Source organism: Streptomyces griseoloalbus, assembly GCA_014650015.1.
GTDB lineage: Bacteria > Actinomycetota > Actinomycetes > Streptomycetales > Streptomycetaceae > Streptomyces > Streptomyces griseoloalbus.
Genome location: BMUD01000010.1, coordinates 206,097 through 228,681, shown reverse-complemented (window position 1 = coordinate 228,681; position 22,585 = coordinate 206,097). Strand labels below are relative to the sequence as shown.

The window sequence follows — 22,585 nt, the reverse complement described above, 5'->3', positions numbered from 1 at the left end:
ACCCGGGCGGCCGGCCTCGGCGCCGGCCGCCCTCTCGGACTGGACCGACCTCTTGACAGGAAATTCCATCACTCCTTAAATCACGAATTGAAGAAAGCGCTCCTCCTCCCCACCCCCCACCTGTCGCACAGCCCCCACCGAACGCCGCACCAATGCCTCCACTCGGCTGTCATAGACACGCCAATCGGCCGGTGGTCGGAGACGGGAGAGGCCCCTCTCGAGCCGCCCCGGCGGACAGGAGAAGAAACGATGCACAGACCTTCGCGACCACGCCTCGGTGGCCGCTTCGGCAGTATCCCGGTCAGCCGTGTCCGCGGCCCCTGGACCGCTGTGGTCGTGGCCGCCGCCACCGCCGCCTCCGCCCTCACCGCCCTCCAGCCGGCCCGGGCCGCCGACGCCGCCCCGGGCTCAGCGGCCGTGGCCGCCGCGCTGCCCACGGGGTGGTCGACCGTGGTGAACAGCGGCAGCGGGAAGTGTCTGGACGCCCGGGCGGCCGGCACGGTCAACGGCACGGCCGTGCAGCAGTACACCTGCAACAACACCACGGCGCAGCAGTGGAGTCTCACATCGACCGGTGACGGCTACGTACGGATCAACAACCGCAACGACGCCCAGCAGGTGGTGGACGTCAGCGATGTGTCCACCGCCGACAACGCGGCCGTGCACCTGTGGACGTACGGGGGTGGCAACAACCAGCAGTGGCTGCCCGTCGACGAGGGCGGTGGCGCCTACCACTTCGTCAACCGGCACAGCGGCAAGTGCCTCGACGTCCCGTCCGCCTCGACGGCCGACGGCGTACAGCTGGTGCAGTACACCTGCAACGGCTCGGCGGCCCAGCGCTTCCAGGTCACGCCCGCGAGCACCGCGCCCGGGGACGTCGACCTCGGCCCCAATGTGGCGGTCTTCGACCCGTCGATGCCGTCGTCGACCATCCAGAGCCGACTGGACTCGATCTTCCGGCAGCAGGAGACGAACCAGTTCGGCTCCCAGCGCCACGCGGTCCTGTTCAAGCCGGGCACATACAGCAACGACGTCAATGTCGGTTTCTACACCCAGGTCCTGGGCCTGGGGCAGTCGCCCGACTCGGTCACGATCAACGGTGCGGTGCACGTCGAGGCGGACTGGTTCCCGCCGCAGAACGCCACCCAGAACTTCTGGCGCGGCGCCGAGAACCTCTCGGTGAACCCGACCGGCGGCACGGACCGATGGGCGGTGTCGCAGGCGTCCGCGTACCGGCGCATGCACGTGCGGGGCAACCTGGAGCTCAGTGACGGCGGCTGGTCCAGCGGCGGTTTCATGGCCGACAGCAAGATCGACGGCCAGGTCCGCTCCGGCACCCAGCAGCAGTGGCTGACCCGCAACTCCCAGCTGGGCAGCTGGACCGGCTCGAACTGGAACATGGTCTTCGTCGGCAGCCAGGGCGTGCCCGGCACCAGCTTCCCCAACCCGCCCTACACCACGGTGGGCCAGACCCCGACGGTGCGGGAGAAGCCCTTCCTGTACGTGGACGCGGCAGGGGCCTACAGGGTCTTCGTCCCGGCGCTGCGGACCAACTCCACGGCGACCACGTGGGCGAACGGAACGGCGGCCGGCACCTCGCTCGGCATGGACCGGTTCTACGTCGTCAAGCCGGGCGCGAGCGCCGCGCAGATCAACGCCGCGCTGGCCGAGGGGAAGAACCTGCTGGTCACTCCGGGCGTCTACCACCTGAACGAGACCCTGCGGGTGACCCGGCCCGACACCGTGGTCCTCGGACTCGGACTCGCCACCTTCGTCCCGGACAACGGCGTCACGGCCATGACGGTCGCCGACGTCGACGGGGTGAAGATCGCGGGTGTCCTCTTCGACGCCGGCACCACCAACTCGCGGACCCTCATGGAGGTCGGCCCGTCCGGCGCCTCGGCCGGCCATGCGGCGAACCCCACCTCGCTGCACGACGTGTACTTCCGTGTCGGCGGCGCCCACGCCGGCAAGGCCACGACGAGCCTCGTCGTCAACAGCGACCACGTCATCGGTGACCACATGTGGATCTGGCGCGGCGATCACGGCGACGGCATCGGCTGGAACACCAACACCGCCGACACCGGTCTCGTCGTCAACGGCGACAACGTGACGATGTACGGCCTGTTCGTCGAGCACTACCAGAAGCACCAGACCATCTGGAACGGCAACGGCGGGCGGACGTACTTCTACCAGAACGAGATGCCGTACGACCCACCCAACCAGGCCGCCTGGATGAACGGCTCCACACAGGGCTACGCGGCCTACAAGGTCGCGGACCACGTGACCAGCCACCAGGCGTACGGGCTCGGCAGCTACTGCTACTTCAACGTCAACCCCGGCGTCACCGCCGAGCACGCCTTCGAGGTCCCCAACAACCCGAACGTGCGTTTCCAGAACATGGTGACCGTCTCCCTCGGCGGCACGGGCACCATCCGGCACGTCATCAACGACCGGGGAGGGCCCTCCAACTCCGCCACGAATGTCGCCAACCTGGTGAACTACCCGTGAGGCGCAGCTCGACGCGTTCGCCGGCTCCGAGCGGCGGCTGAGCGTCCGGCCCGAAACGCGGCCCCGGCAGAGTCCCGCCCCAGTGGGGTGGGGCTGCTGCCGGGGCCGCCCTCGTGACCCCGATGGTGGGACCGGCGCCTCGCGTCCCACCGCCGGCGTCGATTGAAACCGTTCAATCGGGCGGGCGCCGCGCGATCACGGCCTCCACCCAGCGCGTCCGCCCTCACCACAACAAAGAGCCGCACGCTCATTGACCCTCGCCTCACGGGCTCTCTACGTTCCCCGTGAATCGATTCATCATTTCCATGTGAGGAGTCGTAGTGGTCAGCAGGAGAAGCATCATGGCGGCCGCGGCGGCCACGGTTGCCGCGGCCGCCGTCGACGCCGGGTCGGCAACGGCCGCGCCGGTGAACGCGTCCGCCCGAACACCCGCGCGGCGCGGCGCCCCGCGCGTCACCCGTCCGACCGTCGAGTACGTGCGGCACCCCCTGGGCCTCGACGTGCAACGCCCCCGGCTCAGCTGGCCCCTGGTCTCGGACACTCCGGGAGTGCGCCAGAGCGCCTACCAAGTACGTGTCGCCTCCCGCGCGTCGGGCCTCGCACGCCCCGACATCTGGGACAGCGGCAAGGTCACGTCGGGCGAGTCCGTGCTCGTCCCGTACGGCGGCCCGCGACTACGGCCCCGGACACGGTACTTCTGGTCCGTCCGGGTGTGGGACGCCGACGGCCGTGTCTCCCCCTGGAGCACGCCGTCGTGGTGGGAGACCGGTCTCATGGACGCTTCGCAGTGGTCCGCGCGATGGGTCTCCGCTCCCCCGGAGCTCACGGACGCGCCGTCGCTGGAGGGCAGCTCCTGGATCTGGTTCCCCGAGGGCGATCCGGCGAGCAGCGCCCCGGCGGCGACCCGCTGGTTCCGCCGTACCCTCGACGTTCCCGACGCAGTCACGGCGGCGAAGCTGGCCATCACCGCGGACAACGTGTACACCGTGTCCGTCAACGGCACCGAGGTCGCGCGCACCGACCTGGCCACGGACAACGAGGGGTGGCGCCGCCCGGCCGTGATCGACGTCCTCGCGCAGGTGCGTTCCGGTGAGAACGTCCTCGCGGTCGCCGCGACCAACGCGGCCGAGGGACCCGCCGGTATGGTCGCCGTCCTCACGCTCCGCACGGCGTCCGGCGAGCGGCGGATCGTCACCGACGCGTCCTGGAGGTCGACGGACCGCGAACCGGCCGAGGGCTGGCGCGACGCCGGCTTCGACGACGGCGGCTGGCCGGCGGCGAAGGAGGCCGCCGCGTGGGGAACCGGCCCCTGGGGAAAGGTGGTCCCGGCCTCCTTCGCCGTCACCCAGCTGCGGCACGAGTTCCGGCTCCCGCGCAAGGAGGTGTCCCGCGCGCGGCTCCACGCCACGGCCCTCGGCCTGTACGAGGCGCACCTGAACGGCCGGCGTGTGGGCCGCGATCATCTAGCGCCCGGCTGGACCGACTACCGCGAGCGCGTGCAGTACCAGACGTACGACGTCACCGCGTTGCTGCGGCCCGGCGGCAACGCGATCGGGGCGTATGTGGCCCCCGGATGGTACGCGGGCAACGTCGGCATGTTCGGCCCCCACCAGTACGGTGAACGACCGGCGTTCCTCGCCCAGTTGGAGGTCGAGTACGCCGACGGGACGAGTGAGCGCATCACCTCGGGCACCGACTGGCGGGCCGCCTCGGGGCCGATCGTCGCCGCCGACCTCCTCAGCGGCGAGACCTACGACGCGCGCAAGGAGACCCCCGGCTGGACCTCACCCGGCTTCGACGACCGGACCTGGCTCGGCGTCCGCGAAGCGGGCGAGGGCGCTCCCGGTCGGATCGTCGCGCAGTCGGACGGCCCGGTGCGGGTGACCGAGGAACTCCCGGCCCGGAAGGTGACGGAGCCCGAGCCGGGTGTCTTCGTCTTCGACCTGGGTCAGAACATGGTCGGCTCGGTGCGCCTGCGGGTCTCGGGTGAGGCGGGGACGACCGTACGGCTCAGACACGCCGAGGTGCTCAACCCGGACGGCACCCTCTACACCGCGAACCTGCGCAGCGCCGCGGCGACCGACACGTACACCCTCAAGGGCGGCGGCGAGGAGACGTACGAGCCGCGCTTCACCTTCCACGGCTTCCGCTACGTCGAGGTGACCGGGTTCCCCGGCACTCCCCCGGCGCGGGCCGTGACGGGCCGGGTCATGCACACCGACGCGCCCTTCACCTTCGAGTTCGAGACCGACGTCCCCATGCTGAACACGCTCCACCGCAACATCACATGGGGTCAGCGGGGCAACTTCCTCTCCGTGCCGACGGACACGCCCGCCCGCGACGAGCGGCTGGGGTGGACGGGTGACATCAACGTCTTCGCGCCGACGGCCGCGTACACGATGGAGTCGGCGCGCTTCCTCACCAAATGGCTGGTGGACCTGCGCGACGCCCAGACCCCGCAGGGCGCCTTCACGGACGTGGCACCGATCGTGGGCAACATCGGCAACGGCGCCGCCGGCTGGGGCGACGCGGGTGTCACGGTCCCCTGGGCCCTGTACCGGGCCTACGGGGACCTCCGGGTGCTGGAGGACGCCTGGCCGTCGGTCCGGGCCTGGCTGCGGTACCTGGAGACGAACAGCGACGGTCTGCTGCGGCCGGCCGCCGGATACGGCGACTGGCTGAACGTCTCCGACGAGACGCCGAAGGACGTCATCGCCACGGCGTACTTCGCGCACAGCGCCGACCTCGCGGCCCGGATGGCCCGCGAGCTGGACCAGGACCCCGCCCCCTACACCGACCTCTTCACGCGTATCCGCACGGCGTTCCGGAACGCCTATGTCGGCGCCGACGGCAGGGTGAAGGGTGACACTCAGACGGCCTACGTCCTCGCCCTGTCGATGAACCTGCTGCCGGACTCCCTGCGGAAGGCGGCGGCCGACCGGCTCGTCGCCCTGATCGAGGCGAAGGACTGGCATCTGTCGACGGGTTTCCTCGGCACTCCCCGGCTGCTGCCCGTCCTCACCGACACGGGCCACACCGACGTCGCGTACCGGCTGCTGCACCGTCGTTCCTTCCCCAGTTGGGGCTACCAGATCGACAAGGGCGCCACCACCATGTGGGAACGCTGGGACTCCGTCCGGCCCGACGGCGGCTTCCAGACACCGGACATGAACTCCTTCAACCACTACGCCTACGGCTCGGTGGGCGAGTGGATGTACACCAACATCGCGGGCATCTCGGCGGCCCGGCCCGGCTACCGCGAGATCGTCATCCGCCCACGCCCGGGCGGCGACGTCACCTCCGCCCGCGCCAGGTTCACCTCGCCCTACGGTCCCGTCACGACACAGTGGCGCGGGCGGTCCGGCGACTTCACCCTGTCGTGCACCGTGCCGCCCAACACCACCGCCGAGGTCTGGATCCCCACGGACGCCCCGGGCGCGGTCACCCACACCGACGCGACGTTCCTCCGTGCGGAGGACGGCTGCGCCGTCTACCGGGTCGGCTCCGGCAGCCACCGCTTCACCGCGTAACACTCAACGCGCCGGGTGGGCCGGCCGGGCAGGCGGTCCCGCCGGCCCCTCGGCGCAGAGGTACGGCCGGGCCAGGAGCAGGCCGGTGGTGGTCGTGGCGATGCCGAAGTGGACCGGGGCGAGGTGGACGAAGTCCGTGTAGTGGATCGCGCCGTGCACCACGACGGCGGGCAGGAAGCCCGCGGCCGCCGCCGCGGCCAGGGTCCAGAACACCCAGCTCTCGCCCCGCCGCCAGCCCCAGGCGCTGAGCAGCGAAATGGCCACGGCGGCGGACATCAGGGCGCCCCCGAATCCCGCGCGGTCGTGGGCGATGAACGGCACAAGGCGGGGACTGACGGCCTCCAGCGTGCCTGTGCCGGTGCCGAGGAAGGCCAGGTCGGTCGGTACGAAGACGCCGGTCAGACCCACCACCGAGATCACCGCTCCGCCGACGAACAGCCCCGCTCCCGTGACGATCAGCAGCAGTTGGCCGACCAGTGCCCTACGACGCTCCCGCTCCGGCCCTTCGGGGGCCACGCGCCAGCGGGGTGAGTGCGGGGTCCGGCGGACCGCGGCCACGAACATCGGGAACAGCACGACCGCGGTGGCGGTGTGCAGGGGTTCCACGAAGCCGGTGGCCAGGAAGTAGAACAGGGTGGGGAAGCCGATCGCCCCCGACAGCAGATACGCCTCGCGGGCCCAGGGCCGACCGCGTCTGATCCCGCCCACGGCGAGGCCGGTGTAGAGGGCGCCGATCGCCACCATGGTGCCGGCCATGGTGATCCGGTCGTGCTGGAGGAAGTGGACCAACTGGTGGTTGGCGGCGTGCAGTTCGTGCAGCGTCAGGCCGAGGTAGTCACGGTCGTACCAGAGCAGCACCGGCCCGAGCGTGATCGCGGCGGCGCCGAGTCCGGCGCCCGTCATGCCGAGGCCGACGAGCAGCGCCCACCACCAGGCCGGCCAGCGGCGGGGATCACGGCCGACGTCGCGCAGCGCGGGAGCGGGCTCGGTGGGCGTGGCCGCCTCGGTGACCCGTGCGAACCAGCCGGGTCCGGCCTCGACGAGCACCCCGGGCCGGGCGAGGACGACGGTGCCGGGTACCTCGAGCGCGGCGGCCGCGGCGGTCACCGACGGGTCGGACACACGGACCACGTGCGGGTCGTCGCTGCCGGTGAATCCGTCGACGTGCGGCTCGAGGGCGGCCTCGGTCTCCGGGTCGCGGGCACGGACGACCAGCGGGATCGACCGGCCGGCAGCGGCCTCCCGTACGGTCCGGACGTCGGCCGCGGAGACGGGCCCCACCTCGACGACGCCGGCCCCGAGCGGGGGCATGGCGCGCACCGCTTCACGGGCGAGTGAGGGCGGGACGGAGATGCCGAGCCGTACGGTCACGGGCGCGCCGGCGAGGTCGCCGGCGAGGTGCCGCGGCGGATGGCGGTGGCCGAACGCGCGGGCGATGAGCCGCGCGCCGGCGGGACGGGACCCGATCGAGGCGAGCAGCCGCAAGGCGGTTCGCTGCGAGCGGCGCTCCCCGAGTACGGCGGCGGCCGGGCCCCGCAGTGGGTGGTAGGTCCAGTCCGGCATCAGTGGTTCTCGCTGTTCGTCGCGGTGGCCCGGTGGCCGGGCTGGGTCCAGCCGAGCACCGGCGTCATGGCCCGGAGCGTCACCCGCGTCGGTGTCAGCCGGGCGGCGGTGTCACGCAGCAGCACCGCGGGCGGCCACGCCAGCTGGCCGATCGTGCCGAGCCGGGCGGAGCGGCGCGTGACGGCCCGGGTCCGCGGGCGGCGCAGCAGGTCGTACGAGCGGAGCGCGGCGGTCACGTCCGGTGTGCCGTCGAGACAGTGGGCGAGGGTGACCGCGTCCTCCAGCGCCTGGCACGCGCCCTGGCCGAGATTGGGGGTCATGGCATGGGCCGCGTCGCCCAGCAGCGCGACCCGGCCGCGGACGAAGGAGGGCAGCGGCGGCAGGTCGTACAGGTCGTGCCGGAGCACCGCGTCCTCGGGGACCGCGGCCAGCAGGGCGGGGACGGGATCCGGCCAGGTCCCGAACCGGCGCACCAGTTCGGCGTATTCGGACGAGGCGGAGGGCGTTCCCGCCGGCAGCGAGGCGGTGGCGAAGCAGTACATCCGCCCGCCCGGCAGCGCGGTGTATCCGAAGCGCTCTCCGCGGCCCCAGGTCACCGCGCCCTCGGAGGGCGGCTCGGCGAGGGGGCCGGTGACCATGCGCCAGGCGGTGTATCCGGCGTACCGGGGGCCGGGCGCGTCGGGCCACAGGGAGCGGCGGACCGCGCTGCGCAGTCCGTCGGCGCCGACCAGGAGGTCGGGCCGGGACTCGCGCCCGCGATGACCGACGACCGGGCGTTCGCCGTCGTCGCGGACGGCGGACACCTCGTTGCCCGGCAGCAGGCTGTCGGCGGGCAGCGCCTCGGCGAGCACCCGCGACAGGTCCGCGCGGTGCAGGACCAGCAGGGGATGTCCGAAGCGGCGCTCCAGCTCCGCGTTGTCCGTGCGGGACAGTTGACGGCCCCGGCGGTCGCGTACGCCTCCCGCGGTCTCGACGGCGCCGAGGGCCCGGACGGCGTCGGCCAGGCCGAGCACCTCGAGCGCGTGCAGCGCGTTGGGCCACAAGGAGATGCCGGCACCGATCTCGGTGAATCGCGGGGCTCGTTCCAGTACCTCGACGCGCCAGCCCCTGCGGTGCAGGGCGAGGGCCGCCGCGAGGCCGCCGATCCCGCCGCCGACGACGGTCGCGGCGCGCTGTGGCATGGTTCCTCGCTCCTGGTCCGTGGGCGCCGCCCTTGTCGACCGGCCTTCGTGCGGTGGCCGAGCGCCGAGCGGTGCGACGTACATCCGGCCGGGCAGCGCCCCATGCCAACATGTCGACAAGCGCCTGTCAACGTGCCGAGGGACGGACCGGCCGCCCCTCGGCGGGCTGCGTCAGGCCGGTGTCCCGGTGGAGAGCGCGCCGCGCAGGGGGAGCGCGATCGACAGCGCGACCAGGACGAGGAGGGCGCTGGCCCAGAGCGGGCCGAGATTTCCGGCCGTGGTGCCGAGGGTGGCCCCGGCGACGAGTGGTCCCACGGCGGCCCCGACGTTGAGTGCCGCGGTCGCGTACGAGCCGGCCATGGTGGGGGCTCCGGCCGCCTCGTAGAGGATCCGCGTGATGAGGGTGCTGCCCAGCGCGAACGACAGTGCGCCCTGCACGAAGGCGAGGGTGAGCAGAGCGACCGGCCGGTCGGCCAGCACTGCCAGGGCGGGCCAGCCCGCGAGCGCCAGCGGACCGCCGATCGCGATGACCCGTCGCGGGCGCCGGTCGGACACGCGTCCGGCGAGGGTGACGCCGGCGAAGGAACCGGCACCGAAGAGCACCAGGGCGACGGGGATCCACAGTTCGTCCAGCCCGGCGGTGTCCGTCACGACCGGGGCGAGGAAGGTGAAGCCGGCGAAGGTCGCCGCGTTCACCAGCGCGCCGAGCAGCATCACCAGGACCAACCGCCCGCTGGTGAGCTGTGCGAGCTCCGCCCGCAGGGCCGGCCGGGCGCCGGTGCCCTCCGTCGCGCGTCGCGCCGGCATTCCCAGCAGGATGCCGAGCGCCGCGGGCAGGCAGAGAGCGGCGACGGCCCAGAACGTGGCCCGCCAGCCGAGCAGCGTGCCGAGGACCGATCCGGCCGGTACACCGGCGATCGTCGCCACCGTCGTGCCCGACAGCAGCACCGCCAGCGCGCGTCCCTTCCGGTCGGGAGAGACCAGCGCGGCGGCGGTCGTCAGGGCAACGGCGAGGAATCCGGCGTTGGCGAGCGCGGCAACGATCCGGGTGACGAACAGGACCGGGAACGTGGTGGTGGTGGCGCCGACGGCGTGAGCCGCCGAGAACACGACGACGAAACCCAGAAGACTGCTCCGCCCCGGCCAGTTGCGGGCCGACGCGGCCACGAGCGGGGCGCCGACGATCATTCCGATCGCGAAGGCGGAGGTGAGCGTGCCCGCCGTCCCGACGGTCACGTCGAGGTCGGCGGCGATGTCCGGGACGAGGCCGGCGAGCATGAATTCCGAGGTGCCCATGGCGAAGACGGCCAGGGCGAGCAGGTACAGCGGAAGAGGCATCGAGTGGCTCCGAGGTGAGGAGAGGCACGGCAGAGGCGTCTCGTCACCGCGGTCAGCACCCCGGGGCACACGCGTCCGGCCGCGGACTGCGGCGGGACGGCGGGACTACGAACTCAGTGGTTCAGGGGGCTGACGGCGTGACCGTAAGCCCCCACCTCGTCCGACTCGGGGCTCGACATGGCCCGCACGCTACCCGACCGGTACCCCTCGAAGCACCTCGGTTCGCCGAGCCGGGTCGTCCCGGTGATCGCCGGGACGACCGGGGCGATGGCCGGCTCGGGGTCGAGGACGGTGACATCGAGGTCCGGGACGAGGGCGTCGGCGGTTGGGTGACGCCGGGCCGACCCGTCCCCTCCGCCGCGTCGTTGGCGCAGCGGAAGCCGAGGTTGGCGCAGGAGGAGTCCGGGGTGTTGGCGGAGCGGGCGGCGACCCGGTGGCGGTGGCCGGCGGCTACCGGTATGCCGGGCCGGCCCTTCGGCCTGAGGGACAGACCGGCCGCAGCCGGTGGTGGCGGACTCGCCGACGTCCAGCGGTAGGCCAGGTACGTCGGCGGCTCGGCCTTCTCCACCCGCCATTGAGTGCGACTCCTCGGTTGCACGTACCCCCCTCAGACGCAACCCGAGGGTTGCACTACTCCGCTCCTGCGATCGAGTGGTGACCACTGGGGCACGAGCGTACGGTCGAACGGTGGACTTCCCGAAAGGGCGACCCGGTATGACCAGCGGTCCGCGATCGGCGCCCGCCTCCCACAACGCCGCCCGGAAGACCGGCGGTGACGGAAGTGCCATGGCCCTGCTGGTCATCGCGGCATGTCAGCTCATGGTGGTACTGGACATCACCATCGTGAACATCGCGCTGCCGCACATCCAGCGCTCCCTGGACTTCTCCACCACCAGCCTGTCGTGGGTGGTCAACGCCTACACCCTCACCTTCGGCGGTCTGCTGCTGCTCGGCGGCCGGGCCGGCGACATCCTCGGCAGACGGCGCGTCTTCATCTTCGGCGTGCTGCTCTTCGTGCTGGCCTCCCTGCTCGGCGGGCTCGCGCAGAACTCCGGCCAACTCCTGGCCGCCCGCGCCCTCCAGGGCGTGGGCGGCGCCATCGCCTCCCCGACGTCCCTCGCCCTGATCAGCACGACCTTCCGCGAGGGGCCGGAACGCAACCGGGCCTTCGGCGTCTTCGCCGCGGTGTCGGCGGGCGGCGGTGCGATCGGCCTGCTGGCCGGCGGCATCCTCGTCGAGTGGCTGAACTGGCGGTGGGTGCTCTTCGTCAACATCCCGATCGGCATCCTCATCGCCCTCGCCACACCACGCTGGATCAAGGAGTCCGAACGCCATCCGGGACGCTTCGACATCACCGGCGCGCTCCTCTCCACCGTGGGCATGGTCCTGCTCGTCTACGGCTTCATCAGGGCCGCGCAGGACGGCTGGGGGGACGCCCTCACCCTGGCCTCGTTCGGTGCGGCGGTCCTCGCCCTCACGGCGTTCGTGCTGGTCGAGAGAAGCTCCCGGCAGCCGATCACACCGCTGCACATGTTCGCGGACCGCAACCGCGCGGGCACGTACGGCATCATGCTGTGTCTGGCCGCGGCGATGTTCGGCATGTTCTTCTTCCTGACGCTCTTCGTGCAGAACGTGCTCGACTTCAGCCCTCTCCAGGCCGGACTCGCCTTCCTGCCGGTCAGTGCGGTCATCGCGATCGGTGCCGGGCTGACCTCGCGGTTCCTGCCCGTGTACGGGCCCAAGCCGTTCATGGTGGGGGGCGGCATCCTGGCGGCGGCGGGCCTGGCCTGGCTGACCCTGACCGATGTCCACTCCACGTACGCGGGCAGCGTCCTCGGTCCCATGCTCGTCTTCAGTCTCGGCATGGGCATGGAGTTCGTATCGCTGACCCTCATGGCGCTGTCCAACGTCCCCGTGCGGGAGACCGGCGCGGCCTCCGGCCTCCTCAACGCCACGCAGCAGGTGGGCGGATCGCTCGGCCTGTCCATCCTGGTCACGATGTTCGGTACGGCCAGCGGCAACGAGGCGGAGAAACAGATCCCGCGCTTCCTGCAGCAGGCGACCCCCACCGAGCGCGCACGCTTCCAGCACACCGGAGAGCTGCCACCGCCCTGGGCCGACGAGGTCCTCACGGCCGGTGTCTCGGCCGCCTTCGTCATGGCGGCGATCTTCGCCGTGCTCGCCGCGCTGATCGCCGTCGTGGCCATCCAGGTCCGCCCCTCCGACCTGCAGCGCCTCCAGGGCGGCACGGGCCTCGGTCCGGGGTGAGACGTCGAGAGGGCGAGGGCTCCGGGGTCCATGGGCCTGGACGAGCCGGAACGGCCGGGCGTGCGTCCGGTCCGCCGGCGTTCGACAGGTCCCGGAGCGGTCGCCGGGCCCACGCCGCGATGAAAGTTATTGACATGTGACAGGCGATCCGCTGAAACCAACTTCCCACCAGGGAACGCTTCCCTCCGCATGGTAGCCATGACGACGGAGGGCCCCTATGACGACGCCCGTGCACGACCCGGTCGAGGGCACCGCGCAACCGCCGCGATCACGCAGGGCTTTGGTGGCGGGGTCGGTGGGCAACTTCATCGAGTGGTACGAGTTCGGCGTCTACGGATACTTCGCCACCATCATCGCCGCCAACTTCTTCACCCCCGACGGCGGGAGCGACGCCGAGGCGCTCGTCAAGACGTACGCGTCCTTCGCACTCGCCTTCTTCTTCCGCCCGGTCGGCGCGGCGGTCTTCGGCCGGGTGGGCGACCGGCTGGGACGGCGCCCCACGCTGATCCTCGTCATCTGTCTGATGACCGGCGCCACCACCTTGATCGGCCTGCTGCCGACGTACGCCACCCTGGGTGCCGCGGCACCCTGGCTGCTGACGTTCCTGCGCATCCTCCAGGGCCTTTCCGCGGGAGGAGAGTTCGGCGGCGCCGTGTCGATCATGACGGAGTTCGCCCCGCTGGGCCGGCGCGGCCTGTACGGTTCCTGGCAGTCCTTCACGGTGGCCCTCGGCCTGCTCGCCGGAGCGGGCATGGCGGCACTGCTGGCGAGCCTGCTGACCGAGTCCGAGCTCAACGGGTGGGGCTGGCGGCTGCCGTTCCTGCTGACACTGCCCCTGGGGCTCGCCGCCCTGTGGCTGCGACTGAAGCTGGAGGAGACGCCCTCCTTCCGGCGGGCCCGGAGCCGGACCCCGGACGAGAAGGGCTCCTTGCGACCGGTTCCGTCGGCCTCTGCCCCCGCCCGGGAGACGGCCAGGGCGATCGCGCTCGGTGCCGGCCGGCTCATGGGCTGGTCCGCGGCCGGCTACACCTTCCTGGTCGTCATGCCGTCCTATCTGCAGAGCACGCTCAACGCGACGTTCCAGCAGGCCCTGATCGCCACGGTCCTGGCCAACCTGGGCTTCGCCGCCTCCATCGTCCCGGCGGGCGCACTGAGCGACCGCATCGGCCGGCGCCCGGTGATGGTGGCCGGCGCGGTGCTCGTGGCCGCCCTCGCGTTCCCTCTGCTGAACCTGTTGCAGGACACTGCTGCCTCCACGGCCGCCAAGGGCCTCGCGGTGTTCGCCGCCGGCGCGGTGGTCGGCCTGATGGCGGGGCCCGGTCCCGCGATGCTCGCCGAGATGTTCCCCACCCGTGTCCGCTACACCGGTCTCGGACTGGCGTACTCGCTGTCCAACGCGGTCTTCTCCGGTTGTGCGGGCCTGATCATCACCGAAGCGATCCAGCGGACCGGCGACATCGACATCCCCGCGTACTACGTGGTCACGACCTGCGCCGTCAGCACGTTCGCCCTGATCACCCTGCGCGGGGACGACCACCGTCGCGCGTTGCGCGACTGACGGACCGACCGACTGGCGAACCGAGGGCCCGGCGGGCCGGCTGGCGGCCCGCCGGGCCGGAAACGAGGTGTGAGGATGCGGATCATCGGGCTGATGTCGGGAACGTCCCACGACGCGGTCGACGCCGCCGCGGCCGACCTGGCGCTCCGGGGCGACAGCCTGCTGCTGACCCCCCTGGGGATGGTGAGCGCCCCCTACCCCGAGGAGCTGCGGGCCGCCTTGACCACAGCGCTGCCGCCGGCGTCGACGACCATGCGGGAGGTGTGCCGGCTCGACACCCGGATCGGTCAGGCCTTCGCCGCGGTGGCCGACCGAGCCGTCCGGGAACTGTGCGACGGGCGTGCCGACCTCGTCGTCTCGCACGGCCAGACCGTCTACCACTGGGTCGAGCAGGGCCGGGTGCACGGCACGCTGCAGATCGGCTCGCCCGCCTGGATCGCCGAGGCCACCGGCTGCCCTGTGGTGTCCGACCTGCGCTCCCGAGACGTCGCCGCCGGCGGCCAGGGCGCACCCCTGGTGAGCATCGTCGACGTGATGTGGCTGCGTGGGCGGCCCGGTGTGCCGGCCGCCCTGAACCTCGGTGGCATCGCCAATCTCACGGTGGCCCCCGCGGCGGGTGAACCGGTCGCCTTCGACACCGGCCCCGGCAACGCCCTCATCGACGCGGCGGTGCACGCCCTCACCGACGGCCGCCTCGACTACGACCGGGACGGGTCACTGGCCGCCCGGGGCAGCGTCGACGCGGCTCTGCTGCGACGGCTCCTCGACGAGCCGTACTACGCGAAGCCGCCGCCCAAGACGACCGGCAAGGAACTGTTCCACTGGCCCTACCTGCGGGCCGTCCTGACCGACGGTGACCGGCTCCCGGCCGAGGACGTGGTCGCCACCGTCACCCGGCTCACCGCCCGTACGGTCGCCGACGCGGTCCGTTCGGCCGGCGCCGGCGAGGTCATCGCCTCGGGCGGCGGCATCCGCAACCCGACGCTGATGTCCATGCTCCGCTCCGCGCTGCGCGACACGCCGTTGCGGACCTCCGACGACCTCGGGCTGCCGTCGGCGGCCAAGGAGGCCTACGCCTTCGCCGTCCTTGGTTTCCTGACCGTGCAGGGGCTGGCCGGGACGGTTCCGGCCTGCACCGGCGCCCGGCACCCCAGCGTCCTCGGGTCGATCACGCCCGGTGGCCGGGCCCTGCGCCTGCCGGAACCCGCCGCCACCGCGCCCGTGCGCCTGCGCGTGGTACCGGTCTGACATCCGTGTGCCGGAAGGGCACCGCCGACGTGCGGTCCGTGTCGGTTACGATCACCACCGCCGTGTCCGACCCGACGCGCGGCTGGGCGGTGCTTCGCCGGACTCACCCAGCCGCGTCCGATGCCGGAGCGGGCGGCGTGGCCGCGCGCAGAGAACCAGCGAGGGAGTCCGATGATCTTCATCACCGCCAAGTTCCGTGTCCGTCCCGAGTACGCGGACCAGTGGCCGCAGATCACCGCCGAGTTCACCGCGGCCACCCGCGAGGAACCGGGCTGCCTGTGGTTCGACTGGTCCCGCAGTGTCGAGGATCCGACGGAGTACGTCCTGGTCGAGGCCTTCCGCGACGACGAGGCGGGAGCGGCCCACGTGCGGTCCGAGCACTTCGGGGCGGCGCGGCGGACCCTGCCGCCCCACCTCGCCGAGACGCCGCGGATCGTGAACACGACGCTTGCGCAGGACGACTGGTCCCTGCTGGGCGAGATGAGCGTCGCCGAGCAGGACTGACACGCCGCCCGGCGTGGACGGGCAGCGTGTCACAGCGCGTTCCGAGCGGTTCAGTGGCCGCGGCGACGCAGCGTCAGGTCGGTGACCACGGGACGGTGGTCCGAGGCCTCGCTCGCCACCGTTCGGGCGCCCACCACGGTGACGTCGGGCGAGACGGTGACGAAGTCGATCCGCTTGACCGGGTCGAGCGCCGGATACGTCCCCCCACCGTCGGGTGCCGTGTCCCGCAGCCGCTGCCACAGCGGCGCCAACTCGGGAGCCGTCGCTTCCGCGTTGAAGTCGCCGACGAGGATCTTCGGTCCGCGATCGGCGGCCAGCACGTCGAGCATGTCCGCCACCTGGGCCTCGCGGACCGACGGGTCGGCCCGGTAGTCCAGGTGCGTCGCATAGACGTGCGCGTGCGCGCCCCGCACGTTGACCACCACTTCGGCGAAGCCGGGCGCCGGGGCCGGCACCGGATCGGAGGTCTGGGTGGAGAGCCGGGTGATCTCGTGGTTCTCGGCGTGGAGCACGGGGTAGCGGCTCAGCACGGCGACGCCGTACTGCCGGCGCTCGCCGTCCGGGGTGGCCGGGTCCAGATCGTAGATCGGTGCGAAGAACACCCGCATGTGCAGCTTCTCGGCGAGCGCGTGGGCCTCGTCGACGAAATCGCTGCGTGCACCCCAGTGCACGTCGACTTCCTGAAGCCCGATCACATCGGCGTGCAGATCGCGTAGGGCCGCGGCGGTGCGGTCGAGGTCGAAGACCTGGTCCTCGCCCGCGCCGGCGTGGATGTTGTACGTCGCCACCCGCAGCGGGACCGCGGGGGCCTCCGTCCCGGGAACGGCGGAACCCGCGGCTGCCGCCGGTGCCGCCGTGGCCAGCAGGGCGGCGGCGAGCAGGGCGGCTGCACGGACACCGCGGACAGCACGTCGGAATCTGGGCTTCATGCCTTCTCCAGGTCGGGTGGATGTGGACCGGCGCCAGTGCATTCTGCTCCACGAGACACCCGCGCATTCCCGTTCCCCGGGCGGAACACGGCGACAGCGTCCGGCCGTTCATCGGTCGTTCGCCTGCCGGACGCCGGCACCAGGCCGCCGTGTGGATGCCGATCAGTGCCTCGGTCATGCCCGCCGTCACCCAGTGCGTCGAATCGGCCGGCGACGGGCCGCGGGTTCCGGCGACACCAACTCTGCCCGGAGTACGGGCTGATGGGCAGGGAGGGGGACAGGAGCAGATGCTCACCGCGATCGCCCGTCGCCTGCGTCTCTCCCTGGAGGAACGCGATCACCTGTTCCAGCTCGCCGGGCACGCCGTGCCGCGCTGGGTACGGTGCCCGGACAGGACGAGACGTCCGTGCTCACCATGGCGCTCCGCAGGGGCGGGCGGGAACACCTGAAACACACCGCGTCACACTGTGATTCGACCGGATCGGTACGGTGTGCCACGGTCATGCCGCACAGGCGCCCGCCGCTGGAGCGGCTTGTAACATGATTGCCCCGCAGTCGAAGGGACGACCATGCACGCTGGGGAAGACACCGAGTCCCTTGACCGGGCGACGAGGGATTTCGTCGCGGCACGCCCGCAGCTGTTCGGGGTCGCGTACCGCGTGCTGGGCAGTTCCACGGAGGCCGAGGACATCCTCCAGGAGACATGGCTGCGGTGGCAGAACACGAACCGCACCGGCATCCACGAGCCCGTCGCCTTCCTGACCACGATCACCACGCGTCTGGCCATCAACCACGCGCAGTCCGCCAGGGTACGGCGGGAGTCCTACGTCGGACCGTGGCTTCCCGAACCGGTCGACACCACTGAGGACCCGCAGATCGGCGCCGAGCGGGCCGAGGCGGTCGAACTGGCGGTGCTTCTCCTCCTCGAGAAGCTGAACCCGGTGGAGCGGGCGGCCTATGTCCTCAAGGAGGCGTTCGACTACCCCTACAAGCAGCTCGCCGAGATCCTGGAGACGACGGAGGCCAACACCCGGCAGCTGGTGAGCCGTGCCCGCAAGCACCTGGCCGCCGAGCGCAAGGAGCGTGTCGGCCCCGCTGAGCACCGGCGTCTGCTGGAGGTGTTCCTGGCCGCGGCGCAGCAGGGCGATCTGGCGGTGCTGGAGGACGTCCTCGCCGCGGACGTCGTCAGCTACTCCGACGGCGGAGGCATTCGGGGCGCGTCGAGGATTCCGGTCATCGGACGTCCGCATGTCTCCAAGTACCTCGCCGCGTTCGCCCCACGGTTCTGGCCGGCGGCACGGACGAGGTGGGTCGAGGCCAACGGGCGGCCGGCCGTGCTCGTCCGCGTCGGCGAGAGCCCTGTGGCCCTGCTGTCCGTCGACGTGTCGGCAGAGGGAATCGACCGGATCATGTGGGTCATGAATCCGGACAAGCTGTTGCCCTACGTGGCGACCCTGAGCTCCTGAACGCCCCCGCGGTGTCGTGACAACGCGCGTGTCACGGGATGTCCGGTCACACGGTCTGACGGATGACTCGGACCCTGCGAGGGACCACCGCGAAAGCATTCCGCCCGTCCCGGCGGAGATTGCCTTCATGATGGTGGACGTCCCGACCGACGGCGAACTCGTGGAGTGGTGCGGGGATTCTCCGATGGGCTCAGCGGCCCCGGAGAGAACAACCTCCAGCCTCATCCCGGTGGACTGTCACAGAATGCGGCACCATCCGGTCAGTCCTGGTGCAGACGTCACTCGATGCACGGCGATCGGATCACCCGAGAAACGCCCGCCGCGCCCATGACATCCTCCGAAAGGATCCCCATCATGAAGGTCGTAGTGATCGGCGGTACCGGGCTCATCGGCTCGAAGCTGGTCGAAAAGCTCAGCGCGCAGGGTCACGAGGCGGTGCCGGCCGCGCCCAGCACCGGCGTCAACACGCTGACCGGTGAGGGCTTGGCCGAGGTTCTGCAGGGCGCTTCGGTCGTCGTCGACGTGTCGAACTCGCCCTCGTTCGCGGACGACGCCGTCATGGAGTTCTTCCGCACCTCGACCACCAATCTCCTCAAGGCGGAGGCGGAGGCCGGTGTGACGCACCATGTCGCGCTCTCCGTGGTCGGCACCGACCGGCTCCTGGAGAGCGGCTACTTCCGGGCCAAGCAGGCGCAGGAGGAACTGATCAAGGCTTCCGGCATCGCGTACTCCATCGTCCACGCGACGCAGTTCTTCGAGTTCATGAAGGGCATCGCGGACTCGGCGACCGAGGGCGACACCGTGCGTCTCGCCCCGGTCATGATCCAGCCCATCCACTCCGACGACGTGGCCGCCGCCGTGGGTCGTACGGCCGTGGGCGCGCCCGTCGACGGCGTGGTGGAGGTCGCCGGCCCCGACGCGTTCCAGTTGGACGAGCTCATCCGCGAGGGTCTGGCCGCCAAGAACGACCCCCGCACGGTCGTGACGGACCCGGGCGCCCGGTACTGGGGCGCCGAGCTGAAGGAGACCACCCTCCTTCCCGGCCCCGACGCGCACATCACCGAGACCCGCTTCTCCGCCTGGCTCGCGCAGCAGAAGTGAACTCTCCGGAGGGTGGCCCCTGTCCTTGCCCATGGGGCCATCCCCGTCCTGCCCGCCCCTTCCGTCAGGGGCGGGCAGTGCTGTGTCCGTGGTCGCCGTGCCCGGGCGGGAGGGCCGTTCCTCGTGGCCGTCCCCCGAGCGGTTGTCAGACCTTCTCGGCGACCCGCTCCCCAGGGGCGACGTCCCCGTCCGCCGGGGAGTCGGGGGCCGCGTCGAGTTCCGTGAGCATGGTCCTGGTGAAACCGAAGTAGTAGGTGGCGAGGAAGCCCGCCACGTAACCGACCAGCAGTCCGGCGGCGTAGACGGCGACCGTCCGGCCCAGGCCGTGGTTGCCGTCGAGCAGCGGGAAGAGCGCCCAGCCCGAGGGGCCGATGGCGGTGGAACCCACGTCCGTGCCCAGCTGGTTGAAGAGACCGACGAACGCCCCGCCGAAGGCTCCGCCCGTGCAGGCCGTGATGAACGGACGTCCCAGGGGGAGGGAGACACCGTAGATGAGCGGCTCTCCGACCCCGAGGAAGCCCGGCCACAGGGCGGACTTGATGGTGGCCCGGATCGAGGTGTTGCGGGAGAGCCGGTAGTAGATCGCGATCGCCGCGCCGACCTGTCCCGCACCCGCCATCGCGAGGATCGGCAGCAGGACGGTGAAGCCCGCGCCCTCGATCAGCGTGGTGTGGATGGGGATCAGTGCCTGGTGCAGCCCCAGCATGACCAGCGGCAGGAAGAGGCCTCCGAGGAGGAACCCGGCGCCCGCGCCGCCGTGCGACAGGAGCCAGTCGGCGGCGTCACCGATCAGGGTGGACACCTCACCGGCGAGGAACATGAGTCCGAAGAGGGTCGCCAGGCCGGCCACGAGCACGGTGACGGTGGGCGTCACCAGGACGTCGACGGACTCGGGGACCCGGCGGCGGCACCACTTCTCCACGTACACGCCGAGCCATGCGGCACCCAGGGCGCCCAGCACACCGCCCTGCCCCGGTGAGAGGTGCCTGCCGAAGGCCTCGACGTCGGCCACCCCGGCGTAGACGATGACCGATGCGACGGCGCCGCCCAGGATCGGTGTACCGCCGAACTCCTTCGCCGTGTTGTAGCCGACGAAGACGGCGATCAGCGCCATGAAGCCGGAGGCCATGGCGGCGAGGGCGGGGGTGACTCCGGGCAGCCAGTGCAGGTTGACGAGGAGGCCGTTCAGACCCGCGATGATGCCGCAGCCGATGAGCGCGGGGATCAGCGGCACGAAGATGTTGGCGATCCGGCGCAGGAAGAGCTTGAAGGGCGTGGAGTTCTTCGCCTTCCGTTCCGCCTTGAGCGCGGCTCCCTGCGCCGCGAGGGCCTCGGCCGTCCCGGTTCCGGACCCGCGGTCCGGGTCGGCCGGCGCGGGCGACGCCGGCGCGGACCTGGCGTTCTCCGCTTCGACCAGGGCCTCGAACTCCGGGGTGACACGTGCCACCGTCCCCGGCCCGAGCACGATCTGGTAGGTGTCGTCCTCGACGACGCCCAGGACCGCCTGCAGCGCCTTGAGTTGCTCGTCCCGTACGAGTGCTCTGTCGCGCAGCCCCAGCCTCAGCCGGGTCATGCAGTGCGCCACCGATGTCACGTTCGCCGCGCCTCCGACCAGGGGGAGGATGGCGGCAGCTGTGGCGTGGTGCTTGTTCTCTTCGCTCATGGTGCGGTCATGCCTTGCTGTGAGGGGGGACCGGTGCGTCAGACGGCTGCGGCTTCGAGGCCCTGCGCAGCCTCTGCGGCAGGCACGGGCTGCACGCCTCCTGGGTAGAAATTTTCTTTCACCACCGCCCTGACGACTGGAAGATATTTTCAACGTGCGGACACGTCAAGTGTCCGAAAGCGATAGGTCACTCACCGATCCGATCAGCACCGGACGCGGCATCTCGACGGCCACGGGGTGGGCGTCGAAAAACAGTGTTCGCCATCGCGTCAATGGCAACGACGGACATCGACAGCGAGACGTACGTCACACTCCCCTGCTGTCACAGTTCATCGGGTCCTCCGGTCATCAGGGGTGTAACCGCCATACGGCCAGGGAGGCTCACATCATGGACGCCCGAATCAATCTCTTCGGCAACGCTTTCGCGGGCAAGGTGCTCAAGCACATCAACTCGGCGAACAAGGTGGTGCACGACTCGACGCTGCCGGTCGCCACCCAGGAACTGGTGAAGATCCGCGCCAGCCAGATCAACGGCTGCGGCTTCTGCACCGACATGCACACCAAGGACGCCGCTGCCGCGGGCGAGACGCAGCAGCGCCTCAACCTGGTGGCCGTCTGGCGAGAGGCCACGGTCTTCACCGACGCCGAACGCGCCGCGCTGGAACTGGCCGAGCAGGGCACCCGCATCGCGGACGCCGCCGGTGGTGTCACGGACGAGGCCTGGGCCAACGCGGCCAAGCACTACGACGAGGACCAGCTCGCCGCGCTCATCTCGCTGATCGCCGTCATCAACGCCTACAACCGCATCAACGTCATCAACCAGCAGCCCGCCGGGGACTACCAGCCCGGTCAGTTCGGCTGACACACCCCGTCTTCGCCGGACATCCGCCGGCCGTCTCCCGGGCGCCGGCCGCTTCACGACGCTCCGGGAGACCACCGCGGTCCGCCACCCGGGCGCACTGGCGAGCTCCGGGCGGTTGATGGCACCGGCTGGTGACCGGTCCCCTTCGCGAGGGCATGGTCGCTCATGAACCTGTGTCCCTCCATGGTGGCGCGGCCACCGCAGGAAAGGAATGGTGAACATGTCGTACTACCCGGAGCAGGTCTACTGGGGCGACAGCGGCGAGGTCAGCGCGCGTTACCGCCCGGTCGGCACCGCCCCCGACATCGGTGAGAGCGGTACCGGAAAGGACGCCATCCACTACTTGGCGACCACGGCCACCACACGGGGCGAGTTCGGCCTCTACCGGGTGGAGATGCGCCCGAAGGCGGGCGGTCCCAAAACCCACTTCCACAAGACCATCTCGGAGTCCTTCTACATCCTCGATGGCACGGTCCGTCTTTTCGACGGCGAGCAGTGGATCGACGCCGAGAAGGGTGACTTCCTGCACGTGCCGCAGGGCGGCCTGCACGCCTTCCGCAACGATTCGGACGCCCCGGCCGACATGCTGCTGCTGTTCACGCCGGGCGCGCCGCGCGAGGAGTACTTCGAGCAGGTGTCGCAGCTGGCGCACGCCTCCGAGGAGGAACGCGCCCGGTTCTTCGACAAGCACGACTCCTACTTCGTGGAGTGACCCCGGCTCCCGGCGATGTCCCGATGGCCCCCTCGGTCACCGGGCTGGGCACCATCTGGCGCCCTCGGTGCTCCCCGGCACCGAGGGCGCTCAGACGCATTGCGTCCGGCGCGTTGTGAGCGCCCCGGGCCGGCGATCGGTCCTCGCCCCG

At 71.3% G+C, this 22,585-nt stretch carries 15 protein-coding genes; 10 read left to right on the top strand and 5 right to left on the bottom strand.

The genetic code is table 11. The annotated features are described in order from the left end of the window. Window positions 1-249: 249 nt before the first annotated feature. Together IE178_RS17725 and IE178_RS17720 are read left to right on the top strand one after the other, a co-directional pair. Complete coding sequence (locus tag IE178_RS17725; RefSeq protein WP_193512985.1) at window positions 250-2,511, top strand: RICIN domain-containing protein; 2,262 nt, start codon at window positions 250-252, stop codon at window positions 2,509-2,511. Between the two features lie 320 nt (window positions 2,512-2,831). Continuing rightward, complete coding sequence (locus IE178_RS17720; protein ID WP_193512984.1) at window positions 2,832-6,041, top strand: alpha-L-rhamnosidase; 3,210 nt, start codon at window positions 2,832-2,834, stop codon at window positions 6,039-6,041. Between the two features lie 3 nt (window positions 6,042-6,044). Here IE178_RS17720 and IE178_RS17715 read toward each other — a convergent pair whose 3' ends face one another. From IE178_RS17715 to IE178_RS17705, 3 genes are all read right to left on the bottom strand, one after another. After that, complete coding sequence (locus tag IE178_RS17715; RefSeq protein ID WP_193512983.1) at window positions 6,045-7,604, bottom strand: hypothetical protein; 1,560 nt, start codon at window positions 7,602-7,604, stop codon at window positions 6,045-6,047. Continuing rightward, complete coding sequence (locus tag IE178_RS17710) at window positions 7,604-8,785, bottom strand: FAD-dependent monooxygenase (protein WP_193512982.1); 1,182 nt, start codon at window positions 8,783-8,785, stop codon at window positions 7,604-7,606. Before IE178_RS17710 ends, IE178_RS17715 begins: the two co-directional genes overlap by 1 nt. Window positions 8,786-8,956: 171 nt before the next feature. Then, window positions 8,957-10,123 (bottom strand): Cmx/CmrA family chloramphenicol efflux MFS transporter, encoded by a 1,167-nt coding sequence (locus IE178_RS17705; protein ID WP_193512981.1) that lies wholly within the window; start codon window positions 10,121-10,123, stop codon window positions 8,957-8,959. Window positions 10,124-10,909: 786 nt separating this feature from the next. Between IE178_RS17705 and IE178_RS17700 the strand changes: the two genes are divergently transcribed. The 4 genes from IE178_RS17700 (at window position 10,910) to IE178_RS17685 (ending at window position 15,701) form a co-directional block, all read left to right on the top strand. Beyond that, the gene (locus tag IE178_RS17700) at window positions 10,910-12,391 is read left to right on the top strand and encodes an MFS transporter (protein WP_373301098.1); all 1,482 of its coding nucleotides are present in this window, start codon (window positions 10,910-10,912) and stop codon (window positions 12,389-12,391) included. Between the two features lie 217 nt (window positions 12,392-12,608). Beyond that, entirely contained in the window at window positions 12,609-13,949 is a 1,341-nt protein-coding gene (locus tag IE178_RS17695; protein WP_193512980.1) for an MFS transporter, read from the top strand. Window positions 13,950-14,024: 75 nt separating this feature from the next. Continuing rightward, window positions 14,025-15,197: an anhydro-N-acetylmuramic acid kinase gene (locus IE178_RS17690; RefSeq protein ID WP_193512979.1), complete on the top strand. Its 1,173-nt coding sequence runs from the start codon at window positions 14,025-14,027 to the stop codon at window positions 15,195-15,197. A gap of 171 nt (window positions 15,198-15,368) precedes the next feature. After that, on the top strand, window positions 15,369-15,701 hold the full coding sequence (locus tag IE178_RS17685) for a putative quinol monooxygenase (RefSeq protein WP_184765263.1): 333 nt from the start codon (window positions 15,369-15,371) through the stop codon (window positions 15,699-15,701). Window positions 15,702-15,751: 50 nt separating this feature from the next. On the opposite strand, the gene IE178_RS17680 is transcribed toward IE178_RS17685, so the two are convergent. Continuing rightward, window positions 15,752-16,630: an endonuclease/exonuclease/phosphatase family protein gene (locus IE178_RS17680; protein ID WP_193512978.1), complete on the bottom strand. Its 879-nt coding sequence runs from the start codon at window positions 16,628-16,630 to the stop codon at window positions 15,752-15,754. A 569-nt stretch (window positions 16,631-17,199) separates the two neighbouring features. On the opposite strand from IE178_RS17680, the gene IE178_RS17675 reads away from it, so the two are divergent. Together IE178_RS17675 and IE178_RS17670 are read left to right on the top strand one after the other, a co-directional pair. Beyond that, window positions 17,200-18,096 carry an RNA polymerase sigma-70 factor gene (locus tag IE178_RS17675; RefSeq protein ID WP_184765261.1) on the top strand — a complete coding sequence of 299 codons (897 nt, stop codon included), beginning with the start codon at window positions 17,200-17,202 and terminating at the stop codon, window positions 18,094-18,096. A gap of 354 nt (window positions 18,097-18,450) precedes the next feature. Beyond that, window positions 18,451-19,197: an NAD(P)H-binding protein gene (locus IE178_RS17670; protein WP_193512977.1), complete on the top strand. Its 747-nt coding sequence runs from the start codon at window positions 18,451-18,453 to the stop codon at window positions 19,195-19,197. Between the two features lie 145 nt (window positions 19,198-19,342). On the opposite strand, the gene IE178_RS17665 is transcribed toward IE178_RS17670, so the two are convergent. Continuing rightward, window positions 19,343-20,860: a PTS transporter subunit EIIC gene (locus tag IE178_RS17665; RefSeq protein ID WP_193512976.1), complete on the bottom strand. Its 1,518-nt coding sequence runs from the start codon at window positions 20,858-20,860 to the stop codon at window positions 19,343-19,345. 388 nt (window positions 20,861-21,248) lie between these two features. Here IE178_RS17665 and IE178_RS17660 point away from each other — a divergent pair, with 388 nt between their 5' ends. Together IE178_RS17660 and IE178_RS17655 are read left to right on the top strand one after the other, a co-directional pair. Further along, a complete protein-coding gene (locus tag IE178_RS17660; protein ID WP_193512975.1) occupies window positions 21,249-21,722 on the top strand; it encodes a carboxymuconolactone decarboxylase family protein in 474 nt (157 codons plus the stop codon). A gap of 220 nt (window positions 21,723-21,942) precedes the next feature. Beyond that, complete coding sequence (locus tag IE178_RS17655) at window positions 21,943-22,434, top strand: cupin domain-containing protein (protein ID WP_184765257.1); 492 nt, start codon at window positions 21,943-21,945, stop codon at window positions 22,432-22,434. Window positions 22,435-22,585 lie beyond the last annotated feature (151 nt).

Coding starts and splice junctions, on each gene's coding strand:
- IE178_RS17690 (WP_193512979.1), top strand. CDS start 14,025: ATGCGGATCATCGGGCTGATGTCGGGAACGTCCCACGACGCGGTCGAC.
- IE178_RS17675 (WP_184765261.1), top strand. CDS start 17,200: ATGCACGCTGGGGAAGACACCGAGTCCCTTGACCGGGCGACGAGGGAT.
- IE178_RS17700 (WP_373301098.1), top strand. CDS start 10,910: ATGGCCCTGCTGGTCATCGCGGCATGTCAGCTCATGGTGGTACTGGAC.
- IE178_RS17670 (WP_193512977.1), top strand. CDS start 18,451: ATGAAGGTCGTAGTGATCGGCGGTACCGGGCTCATCGGCTCGAAGCTG.
- IE178_RS17665 (WP_193512976.1), bottom strand. CDS start 20,860: ATGAGCGAAGAGAACAAGCACCACGCCACAGCTGCCGCCATCCTCCCC.
- IE178_RS17695 (WP_193512980.1), top strand. CDS start 12,609: ATGACGACGCCCGTGCACGACCCGGTCGAGGGCACCGCGCAACCGCCG.
- IE178_RS17680 (WP_193512978.1), bottom strand. CDS start 16,630: ATGAAGCCCAGATTCCGACGTGCTGTCCGCGGTGTCCGTGCAGCCGCC.
- IE178_RS17655 (WP_184765257.1), top strand. CDS start 21,943: ATGTCGTACTACCCGGAGCAGGTCTACTGGGGCGACAGCGGCGAGGTC.
- IE178_RS17685 (WP_184765263.1), top strand. CDS start 15,369: ATGATCTTCATCACCGCCAAGTTCCGTGTCCGTCCCGAGTACGCGGAC.
- IE178_RS17705 (WP_193512981.1), bottom strand. CDS start 10,123: ATGCCTCTTCCGCTGTACCTGCTCGCCCTGGCCGTCTTCGCCATGGGC.
- IE178_RS17715 (WP_193512983.1), bottom strand. CDS start 7,604: ATGCCGGACTGGACCTACCACCCACTGCGGGGCCCGGCCGCCGCCGTA.
- IE178_RS17710 (WP_193512982.1), bottom strand. CDS start 8,785: ATGCCACAGCGCGCCGCGACCGTCGTCGGCGGCGGGATCGGCGGCCTC.
- IE178_RS17660 (WP_193512975.1), top strand. CDS start 21,249: ATGGACGCCCGAATCAATCTCTTCGGCAACGCTTTCGCGGGCAAGGTG.
- IE178_RS17725 (WP_193512985.1), top strand. CDS start 250: ATGCACAGACCTTCGCGACCACGCCTCGGTGGCCGCTTCGGCAGTATC.